Consider the following 10,273-nt stretch of genomic DNA (forward strand, 5'->3'; position numbering starts at 1 on the left):
CTTGATCTAATTGTTATGAGTGACTCGAGTACACCAACTGCGCAGCGGCGAGGTCCTCCAGGGCAGTGCCCACTGCTTTGAACACCGTGATTTGCTGCGCATCGCTGCGCCCCGGATGACGGCCCTGACACAGGCCTGCCAGATCGGCAAGTACGCGGGTGGCGGCGAATACACCGCTGTTGATCGGTTCCAGCAGGTCACCGGCCTTGAGCAACGCTTCGTCGGTATCGATGAATACGCAGGTATCGCTAAAACACGCGTCGTCGGTCTCGCGCATCTGCGGTGTGAAACCGCCGATCAGGTCCAGATGCGTGCCAGGGCGCAGCCATGCACGCTGAATCAGAGGTGCGGTCGACAAGGTCGCGCAGGTGACGATATCTACCTGGGCACAGGCCGCTTGCAGGTCGGGGGCGACTTCGGCGTCGAAGCCTTCGGCTTGCAAGCGCTCACACAGCGCCTGGGCCTGGGCCTCATTGATGTCCCACACCCAGACGCGCTCGATGGCTCGCACACTGTGATAGGCAGCAGCCAGCAAGCTGCCGACCCGGCCGGCACCGACCACCAGCAGGCTGCGGGCATCTTCACGCGCCAGTCTCGACGCTGCCAGCGCAGAGGCTGCAGCGGTGCGCCGCGAGGTAATCTCGTTGCCGTCGATCAGCGCCAGCGGCACGCCGCTGGTCGCGTCGTACAGCATGTAGGTGGAATGCAGGCCCGGCAGTTGCCGCTGCGCGTTTTCCGGGTAGACCGCCACCGTCTTGAGTCCGAAGTAGTGCGTGTTCCAGGCTGGCATCAGCAACACCGTCGCGCTGCTGCCAGCCTGTGCCGAGACATCATGGATATGCCGCAATGGCACCTGCGCAGGCGTAAGAAACGCCTCATGCAGCGCCGGGATCAATGTCTCGAAAGGCAACGCAGCGCGCGTTTGCCCAGTGTCGAAAATCAGCATTTCAGGGGTCTCCATCAAGCCTCCAGCGTCAATGCACTGGTGGGTATCGCCTGGCATGCCAGGCAGGTGTCATCGCTGTCGGGTGACTGGCCATGCAGGTGTGCGACCTGCCCTTGGGTGATACGCACGGCACAGCTCTCGCACTGGCCCACGCGACAGCCGCTGGGCAAACTCAGGCCCAGGCGTTCGGCAAAGTTGAGCAAGGGGCCATCGCTTGACGTCCAGGTATGGGTGACACCGGAGCGGGCAAAGACCACATCGAACGCCTGGCCGGGTAAAATGCTGGCCACCTGCGGCGAACGAAATGCCTCCTGATGGACGTCCATCCTCGGCGTACCCAAGGCATCCAGCGCTTCGCTAAAAGCCTTCATCATCGCCGGCGGACCGCATTGATAGATCAGCGGGCGCTGCCTGAGCAGGGCCTTGGGCACCTGGACCAGAGACATCCAGCCCTTGAACTGGTAGTCCACACCCTCACGGTCTTCGGGGCGCGGGGCGCTGTAAACATTGATCACCTGCACGCGCGGCAAGCGTTTGATCAACGCCTCGATGCGTGACTTGAAGGCGTGGGTGGCGGCGTCGCGGTTGCCGTACAGCAGCACGATCGGCGGGCCGGACTGATCGAGCGGCAAGGATTCGAGCAGGTTGAGGAATGGCGTAATGCCGATGCCACCGGCAATCAGCAACAGCGCGCGACGCCCCTCGATGGGCACGACGAAGTTCCCGGCCGGCATGCGCAGTTCGACCCGATCCCCCAAAGCCAGGCCTTGATGCACAAAGCTGGACATCAGCCCTTGCACCGGTTTGCCCTCTTCATCCTTGCCCACGGCATGGCGCACCGCAATGCTGTAGCCGCGTCGCCCGGCCAGTCGGGCCGGACCGGTCAGCGAATAGGAGCGCAACAGCGGACCCTCGGGCGTCTGCACTTGCAAGGTCAAGTGCTGGCCGGGCAAAAAGTCAGGTACCTGGCCACCGTCCTCGGTCTCGAAATGCACACCCATGACATCGCGTGCCTCAAGCACGAGCGCGCTGACGACAAAGGTGCGAAAACCTTCCCAGCGCCGCAACTGGTCGGGTTGTTGCGGATCGCGTATTACCTGGCAACGTGCTCCGCGCAGCGGCGATGAGCCACTGATCGGGTCCTGACGCACCTCGCTGATCAGCGCATTGAAGTTGCTGCCCAGATTGCCAATGGGCAGCTCACCCTGCCCCATCACTTCGCAGGCCTGCCACCAACCGTGCTCGCCCAGTACCACGGCCGGATGCAGGTTGGCACTGATACGCGCAGTGAAACGTGCCTGGCCCTGTGGCGTACTGAGGAGCACTCGGTCGCCGTTATCGATACCACGCTCACCGGCCAGTTGCGGGGATATTTCCAGTACCGGCTGCGGCGCCTTCTTGCGCAGCGAAGCAAGGCTGCGATGCTGGCTATGGCAGTAATAACCGTTCTTGGCTGAGCTGAGCAGCAACGGAAAGGCCGCCTCCAGCACAGGATTTTCCTGCCCTTCGAGGGGGCGCGGCAACGGCGCATAACCATGCTGCAACAACCGTTCCGAGTAGAGTTCCACCAGCCCGCTGGGCGTATTGAACGCTTTACCGCGCAGGCGCTGGCTGAAGGCCCGCTCGCGATTCTCGGTCGGTACGGCAATGCCTTGCGGCCGGTTGCGCAGTTGCGCGACGCTCAAGCCGGTCGGCGCCAGCATGTGGTCCCAGCCCTTCTCCAGCGAACCGCCAAAGAAGTGTTCGCCCAACCCCAGGCGCTCGGCCAGCGCAAACACCAGTTCGCAATCGGAACGCGATTGCCCTTGGGCCGGCACCATCTGTTGGCGAAGTTGCACCCACTGCTCGGCTCGCTCGCTGGTCTCAAAGCCGATGCGCAAGCCTTCGCGCTCCCAGGGTGTGTTCATCGGCAACAGCAGGTCGGCGTAACGGACACTGGGCGATTCGAACAGGTCGCAATGCACATAGAAGTCGAGTTTTTCCAATGCCTCGCGGCCCAAGTGGGTTTCCGGCTGTGACACCAGCAGGTTGGTGCCGAACGCCATCAACGTACGAATGGCATACGGCTGCTCGTGCACAATCGCCTGGTACAGGCTACGGGCGGTGATCCAGCCCTGGCTCGGCGGCCCCAGCGGGCGCTCGCTCAACCCCAGGGCCTTGGCACGCTGCTCTGGCGCCAGCAGTTCATGACTGGCGACTGAATTGAACGGCGGCTTGTTGTACTGCCGGTTGCCGCCGCATCGATCGAAACTGCCGGTCAATGCATACAGGCATGCCATGGCCCGGTCGGTTTGCGAGGCATTTTCCTGCTGCCCGACACCGGACCAGGCATGAAAGGCCACGCGCTTGCCGCCCCCCAGTAAGGCGGCGGTGTGCTCAAGTTGCGACGGACTGATCCAGGCCAGTTGCTCGACTCGCTCAGGCGTATACGCGGCGCAAGCCTGGGCATAGGCGGCAAAGGCCGGCTGACAACGCAAACGCTGTCCGGCCTGGTCGAGCACCACAACGCTGGCGTGCAACTCAGCGCTATCCAGTTGCGCAGGCGTTGCGGTTCTGGAACAGCACACCTGACCGGCGACCCAGATCAACGCATCATCGCCTTCCAGCCCCAGATCGGCGGCACGCAGCAGCAAGCCGTTATCCTCGCGTACCAACAAGGGTCCGTTGCTGTAATGGCGAATGAACGCTTCATCGAAGTCATGACGCTGAATCAGCCGATTGGCCAGCCCCATGGCCAGGGCCAGGTCGGCGCCCGGTTTGACCCGCAGCCAGCTGTCGGCCTGGGTGGCAAGGGAGGTTTCTCGCGGGTCGACGACGACCATCCGCGCACCGGCCTGCACGCCGGCACCAATGGCTTCGGCCTGAGCCAGCCAGGTATTACTGGGGTTATGCCCCCATAGCAGAATCAGCTCGGCGTGGCGGTAATCGGCGGTGGGCATGCCGCAACCGAAAGTAAAGGCATGGGCATGGTCCTTGTGCCAGTTGCAGATCTCGGTGGCATAACAGGTATTGGGACTGCCAAACAGGCGGATGAAACGCTCGATCCAGTCGATGCTGTCAGACAGCGGCGTACCGCTGGGCGTGGTCACGGCAAACCCCACTGACTCGGCACCGTGACTATCGCGTGCCTGGCCCAGACGCAGCGCCACTTCATCCAGAGCCTGCTCCCAGGAAATCACTTTCCAGCCGGGGTCGGGATGATGTTTGGGCGTGGTGCGGCGCATGGGCTGCAGAATCCGGTCGGCACTGTAGACCAGTTCTGGCGCCGCCTTGCCCTTCAGGCACATGGCCTTGCCGTTAGGGTGTTGCGGGTCGGGTTGCACGCAAATCAGCCGGCCCTCTTCCACACGATTGAGCGTGCCGCAACGCGAGCGGCACAGGGTGCAGTAACCGGGTTTGTCCTGGAATGGGGCGCTAGTCATCTGCATCAATGCCGAGTGGTAAACATCATGGCTCGATGGTATTACTGGCTCGGATGCATTGATAATTTAAAGAATGACTGCTGGAGTATCGAAAAAACCAATGCTGCCATCGACCAAACAACTTCAGCATTTCATTGCCATCGCCGAGACGGGACAGGTATCAAAAGCGGCGCTGCGATGCCATGTGACCCAATCGTCGATGACCGCCTCGCTCAAGGCACTTGAGCAAAGCGTGGGCGCTACTCTGTTCAGCCGTCATGCCGCAGGCGTGCGCCTGACAGAGGCCGGCATACGCTTCCTGCGCCACGCCCAGCAGATAGAAACCACCCTGCGCGAAGCCGTGGCCTCGGTGACCGAACACCCCTCGCCGGTCAGCGGCCCCTTGCGCCTGGGCGTCACCGAAACCATCTCGGCCTATGTGCTTGCCCCATTGCTGGCCAGCCTTACGCATCAGTTCCCGCGCCTGGAACTGCACGTGGTGGAAATGAACCGCGAACGGATCGAAGCACAATTGAACAGTGGCGAGCTGGACCTGGCCATGTTGCTGGCCTCCAACCTGCCGCCGGGTAACCTGATGTGCCAACCGTTGGTGCGCTCGCCGCGTCAGCTATGGGGGCATCATGAACACCCTTTGATGAACGCTGACCGTGTCACTCTCGCCGATGTTGCGACGCAGCCTTATATCCTGCTCGACATGGACGAGCATGTGCGCACGGTCGAGACTTATTGGTCCAATTACCACCTGACCCTGGTCCCGCACTTTCGCACCACCTCCATCGAGGCCGTACGCAATCTGGTGGCGTGCGGGTACGGTGTCGCGATCCTCTCGGACCTGGTTTACCGACCCTGGTCACTAGACGGGCAACGTATCATTCGTCGCCCGCTGATGGACCCGATTCCCTCCATGGATGTCGGGCTGGCCTGGGCCAAGGGCCGCCCACAGGCGGCAGCATTCTTCGAGTTAAAGACGTTTTTGCAGGAATGGTTCAAGGCGCCGCATCGGAACCGGTGAGACAGCGCGTCACATGCTTGACCGCCTGATACGCCGCCAGCCCCCAAGGCCCCAACTCCCTTCCAATCCCGCTGCCCTTGCTGCCGCCCCACGACGTTTCGACGAACACCGCCTGAATCGAGTTGATCCACACGTGCCCGACCTCCAGCGCATCGGCCACTCGCTCGGCGCGGGCGATATCGTGGCTGGCCACCGTGGCGACCAGGCCAAAGCGGCTGTCGTTGGCGCGATCTATCGCTTCTTGTTCACTGCTGAAACGCTGGGTACACAGCACCGGGCCGAAGATTTCTTCGTTCCATAAACGGCTGCTGGCCGGCACGTCCTGGTACAGCGTCGGGCTGACGAACCAGCCGTCTCTTGCCAATGCGGCGCCGCCAGTCAGGCAGTGCAAACCCTCGGCATCAGCAATGGAGAAATACTCGCGCACCTTGTGCCACTGCGCCTGGCTGGTGAGTGGTCCCATGTCGATTTCTTCGGTCAGCGGATTACCGACCCGCAGCGCCGCGAACGCAGCCTGCAAGCGCGGGATCAGCGCCTCGGCGATGCCGTCCTGAATCAGCAACCGCGAGGTGGCCGAGCACATTTGCCCGGCGTTCCAGCAGATGCCGCCGACGATCCATTCCACGGCCTGATCGGGGTCGCAGTCGTCGAACACGATAAATGCCGATTTGCCGCCCAGCTCCAGGGTGACTGGCCGGCAGAATGCCGCTGCACTGCGCATCACCTGGCTGCCCACGCCGTTGCTGCCGGTGAACGACAGTTTGTCCAGACCCGGATGGTTGCTCAGCGCAGCACCCGTGTCGGCCTTGCCGCTGACGATATTCAGCACGCCGGCGGGCAAGCCGAGGCTGTCGGCGATTTCAGCGTAGGCCTGCTCGATCAGCGGGGTGACTTCCGAGGGTTTGAGCACCACGGTGCAGCCGGCCGCGAGCGCCGGGGCGAGTTTCCAGGCGCTGGTGACCAGTGGGAAATTCCACGGCACGATCAGGCCTACAACGCCCACCGGCTCCAGTCGCGTGCGGGAGCTGAAACCCGGCGCGGCCAGTTCGACGTCGCGGTGGCTGGCTTGGGTTTCGATCAGGTTGGCGTAATAGCTGAACGTTGCCACGGCGTCGTCGAGATCGACTTCAGCTTCATGGCGAGGCTTGCCGTTGTTGCGCATCTGCAAGGCGATTAAGGCTTCGCGGCGCTGGGTCAGGTGCTCGGCGAAACCGCGCAGTACAGCGGCGCGCTCGGTGACGGGGGTGTTTTTCCAGACTGGCAGCGCGGCGCGGGCGGCGGCCACGGCCTGATCGACCTGCGCGCTGCTGGCAGCGATCAGTTCGGCGAAGGGCTGGCCCAGCGCTGGATCGTAAACAGTCAGGACATCAGCGCCCTCGCCTGCCTGCCAGCGGCCGTTGATGTAGTGCGGGGTGTTCATGGTGTGGCTCCATCATAAATATTGAGTCCAGCGCAGTCCCTGGGACTAATGCCGATCAGTTAAGGCTGTTTTCACACACTCTCCGACTGTAATCGAATACGTAGGAGCGAGCGGTAGCTCGCGAAAGGGCCCGTAAAACCGCCACATTTGCTGTGAATTCACCTAAGCATTCGCGAGCTCGTGCTCGCTCCTACGAGGATTGCGTCGATAGCGGGCTCACGGGGCAAACGGTGGGGCCTGGTTGATTTCGATGATCAGCGGGCGGTCATCCGGGGCTTCGCGCAGCAGGGTTTGCAGGTGTTGGTAATCGCGGGCGCGCTCGGCCGCGCAGCCAAACCCGCGGGCTATCGCGAGAAAGTCCGGGGTATAGATGTCGACGCCCAGTGGCGTGATGTCGCGGCGTTGCATGTAGCTCTTGATCTCGCCGTAGCCCTGGTTATTCCACAGCAGCACGATGATGCCGACCTGCGCTTCTACCGCGCTGGCCAGTTCCGGCAGGGTGAACTGAATGCCGCCGTCGCCCATCAGGCTGATCACCGCCCGCGCAGGCTCGGCCAGTTTGGCGCCGATGGCGGCCGGTAGGCCGTAGCCGAGGGTGCCGTAGCCGGTGGAGGCGTTGAACCAGCGGCGCGGGCTGCTGAGCTCGACCAGGTGGTTGCCGCTGTACACCGTCTGCGTCGAGTCGCCGACAAAGCGCGCCTCGGGCAGCACTTCAAGCACGCAGTCGAACAGTTTGCGGTAGTGCGCCCAGCCGCGGAAATCCTCGGCCAGTTGCTGCTGCACCGCCGCCGTGCGTTGCACGCCAAGGCTATCGGCACTGGCCGCACGCGCCGGCAACTCAGCGAGCAAGGCGCGTATCGCCGCCGTTGCATCGCTGAGGATCGCGAGATGCGGCGCGTGGTTGCGGGTCAACTGCTCGGCATCGATATCGATGCGGATCAGCTCGCCGCCGATCCTGAAATTGCCGTCGAACACCACGTCGTAATCGGTCTCGCCCAGCTCGGTGCCGATCGCCAGCACCACATCGGCGTCCAGCGCCAGTTGTCGCACTGGCACCAGCGACTGGTTACTGCCCAGCAACAATGGATGCCCGCCCGGCAACAGGCCTTTGGCATTGATGGTCAGGGCCGTCGGTGCATCCAGTCGGGTGACCAGCTCACGGACCTCATCCATCGCGGCCACGCAACCGCCGCCGAGCAACAGCAGCGGACGCTGGGCTGCGCGCAACCGCGCAGCCGCCTTGCTGATCGCTTCAAGATCAGGCGCCGGTCGGGCGATGACCTGGCGCGGCGACAGCGTCAGGTGCTCGGCGCTAGCGGTGATGATGTCCAGCGGCAGCTCGATGTGCACCGGGCGTGGGCGCTGGCTGTCGAACACCGCAAAGGCCCGCGCCAGCACGGCGGGCAGTTCGTCGACGCTCATCAGCGTATGGCTGAAGGCACTGACGCCGGCGACCATCGCCCGCTGGTTGGGCAGCTCGTGCAGATAGCCGTTGCCCAGGCCCAGGCGGTGACGCTCGTTGACGCTGGAAATCACCAGCATCGGAATCGAGTCGGCATACGCCTGGCCCATCGCGGTGAGGATATTGGTCATGCCGGGGCCGGTGATGATGAAACACACCCCAGGCTTGCCGCTGACCCGCGCATAACCGTCGGCCATGAAGCCCGCGCCCTGTTCGTGGCGCGGCGTGACATGGCGAATGCCGCTGTCCGGCAGGCCGCGATACAGCTCGACGGTGTGCACGCCGGGAATGCCGAACACCGTGTCGACGCCCCAGGCGTGCAGTTGCTTGACCAGAAACTCTCCACAAGTGCTTCCACACGTACTCATGCCGCGCTCTCCTGTTCCAGACCGATAAAGCGCCGCACCCGCGCATCGCCTTCTTGGCGGATCGCCGCCGGGGAAGCGTCGGTGACCACGTAGCCGTTTTCCATGAACACGATGCGGTCGGAAATCGACAGGGCGAAATCCATCTCGTGGGTGACGATCAGCATGGTCATGCCTTCGGCCGCCAGATCGCCAATCACCTTGAGCACATCGCCCACCAGCTCCGGGTCCAGCGCCGAGGTCGGTTCGTCGAACAGCATGATGTCCGGCTCCATCGCCAGCGCACGAGCAATCGCCACACGCTGTTGCTGACCGCCCGACAGCTGATGCGGGTACTTGTCGGCATGCGCCAGCAACCCGACCCGGTCCAGCAACGCATGGCCCTTGCGGCGCAGCTCGGCGGTACTGGCCAGGCCGTGGTAACGCGGGGCAAGGATGACATTGTCGAGAATGGTGCGGTGCGGGAACAGGTTGAAGTTCTGGAACACCATGCCGATGCGCCCGATGCCCTGGCGGATCACCGGAGAATCGGTGCGCTTGCCGGCCTTGATGAAGTCATTGCCGAACAGCACGATCTCGCCTTGATCAATGGTTTCCAGGCTGTTGATGGTACGGATCAACGAGGTCTTGCCGGAACCGGACGGGCCGATGATCGAAATCACCTCACCGGGCCGCACCGCAAGGTCGATGCCTTTGAGCACTTCATGGTTGCCATAGCGCTTGTGAATGTTGCGCAGTTGCAAGGCGTCGGCTTGCCCCGGAACCTGCTCGCAACGCGGCTTGGCGAGGCCGGCCGGTTGACGCAAGGCTTCGGCCTGCGCGGCCTCCAGGGTTTGTGCGTTTTTGCGCGACAGGTCCAGATGACGCTCGGCCCACTGCAACAGCCAGCCGAACAGGGTGACGATCAGCACGTAATACACGGCCACCGCCGCCAGGGTTTCCAGCACCAGAAAGTTTTGCGCGTACATGCGCTGGCCGACCAGCAGCAACTCGCTGAGCGAGATCACCGAGACCAGCGAGGTGAGTTTGACGATGGTCACGTATTCGTTGGTCAGCGTCGGCAACGAGATACGAATCGCCTGCGGGATGATCACCAGCCGCTGCGCGCCCAGCCCGCGAATGCCCAGCGCCTTGGCCGCTTCGCGCTGGCCCTTGAGCACCGACAACAGGCCGCCCCGGTGAATCTCGGCCATGTACGCGGTTTCAGTCAGTACCAGCGCGATCAGGCCGGAATAAAACGGCTGCGACAGCACGCTGCCGGCGGCCGGAAACAGCTGCGGCAGGTTGTAGACAAACACCAGCAGCACCAGCAACGGGATGCTGCGAAACAGCCAGATGTACAGGCTGGCCGGCAGGCGCAACCAGGCATGCGTCGACAGCTTGGCGCTGGCCAGTACAAAGCCCAGCACCAGACCCAGAGTCCAGGACAAGGTGCTGAGCTGCACCACCGTCAGGCAGGCTTTCCAGAACGCCTGGACGGAGAACAGCGAGAAAAAATAGGCCCATTCGAATGCCATGATGACCTCGGTGTAGCAGATGGATGGCGATCAGCTCAGGGCTGGCACGTAACCTGTAGGAGCGCGCTTGCCCGCGACCGAGTGCGTAGCGCTCGCAAAGTTGTGTAAACGCCACAAATTTACGACTGC

General features: G+C 63.0%; 6 protein-coding genes. 1 reads left to right on the forward strand and 5 read right to left on the reverse strand.

Annotation, left to right across the window (positions count from 1 at the left end):
• Positions 1-13: 13 nt before the first annotated feature.
• Together lhpI and ACYAS9_RS05080 are read right to left on the reverse strand one after the other, a co-directional pair.
• Positions 14-961, reverse strand: a complete 948-nt coding sequence (gene lhpI, locus ACYAS9_RS05075; protein WP_463567225.1) for a bifunctional Delta(1)-pyrroline-2-carboxylate/Delta(1)-piperideine-2-carboxylate reductase — start codon at positions 959-961, stop codon at positions 14-16.
• Positions 961-4,368 carry a molybdopterin-dependent oxidoreductase gene (locus tag ACYAS9_RS05080; RefSeq protein WP_463567226.1) on the reverse strand — a complete coding sequence of 1,136 codons (3,408 nt, stop codon included), beginning with the start codon at positions 4,366-4,368 and terminating at the stop codon, positions 961-963. Before ACYAS9_RS05080 ends, lhpI begins: the two co-directional genes overlap by 1 nt.
• Positions 4,369-4,468: 100 nt before the next feature.
• Between ACYAS9_RS05080 and ACYAS9_RS05085 the strand changes: the two genes are divergently transcribed.
• Positions 4,469-5,380: a LysR substrate-binding domain-containing protein gene (locus ACYAS9_RS05085; protein WP_463567227.1), complete on the forward strand. Its 912-nt coding sequence runs from the start codon at positions 4,469-4,471 to the stop codon at positions 5,378-5,380.
• Here ACYAS9_RS05085 and ACYAS9_RS05090 read toward each other — a convergent pair.
• The 3 genes from ACYAS9_RS05090 to ACYAS9_RS05100 all read right to left on the reverse strand — a co-directional run bounded on the left by ACYAS9_RS05090 (position 5,355) and on the right by ACYAS9_RS05100 (position 10,144).
• Positions 5,355-6,800 carry an aldehyde dehydrogenase family protein gene (locus ACYAS9_RS05090; protein ID WP_463567228.1) on the reverse strand — a complete coding sequence of 482 codons (1,446 nt, stop codon included), beginning with the start codon at positions 6,798-6,800 and terminating at the stop codon, positions 5,355-5,357. The genes ACYAS9_RS05085 and ACYAS9_RS05090 overlap by 26 nt on opposite strands.
• Before the next feature lie 216 nt (positions 6,801-7,016).
• Positions 7,017-8,630 carry a 5-guanidino-2-oxopentanoate decarboxylase gene (locus ACYAS9_RS05095; RefSeq protein WP_463567229.1) on the reverse strand — a complete coding sequence of 538 codons (1,614 nt, stop codon included), beginning with the start codon at positions 8,628-8,630 and terminating at the stop codon, positions 7,017-7,019.
• Positions 8,627-10,144 carry an amino acid ABC transporter permease/ATP-binding protein gene (locus ACYAS9_RS05100; RefSeq protein WP_463567230.1) on the reverse strand — a complete coding sequence of 506 codons (1,518 nt, stop codon included), beginning with the start codon at positions 10,142-10,144 and terminating at the stop codon, positions 8,627-8,629. Before ACYAS9_RS05100 ends, ACYAS9_RS05095 begins: the two co-directional genes overlap by 4 nt.
• Positions 10,145-10,273: the final 129 nt, after the last annotated feature.

Source organism: Pseudomonas sp. HP_08 (assembly GCF_055284095.1).

Excerpts from the sequence above, each read along its gene's own strand:
- lhpI (WP_463567225.1), bottom strand. The coding sequence starts at position 961 with ATGGAGACCCCTGAAATGCTGATTTTCGACACTGGGCAAACGCGCGCT.
- ACYAS9_RS05080 (WP_463567226.1), bottom strand. The coding sequence starts at position 4,368 with ATGACTAGCGCCCCATTCCAGGACAAACCCGGTTACTGCACCCTGTGC.
- ACYAS9_RS05085 (WP_463567227.1), top strand. The coding sequence starts at position 4,469 with ATGCTGCCATCGACCAAACAACTTCAGCATTTCATTGCCATCGCCGAG.
- ACYAS9_RS05090 (WP_463567228.1), bottom strand. The coding sequence starts at position 6,800 with ATGAACACCCCGCACTACATCAACGGCCGCTGGCAGGCAGGCGAGGGC.
- ACYAS9_RS05095 (WP_463567229.1), bottom strand. The coding sequence starts at position 8,630 with ATGAGTACGTGTGGAAGCACTTGTGGAGAGTTTCTGGTCAAGCAACTG.
- ACYAS9_RS05100 (WP_463567230.1), bottom strand. The coding sequence starts at position 10,144 with ATGGCATTCGAATGGGCCTATTTTTTCTCGCTGTTCTCCGTCCAGGCG.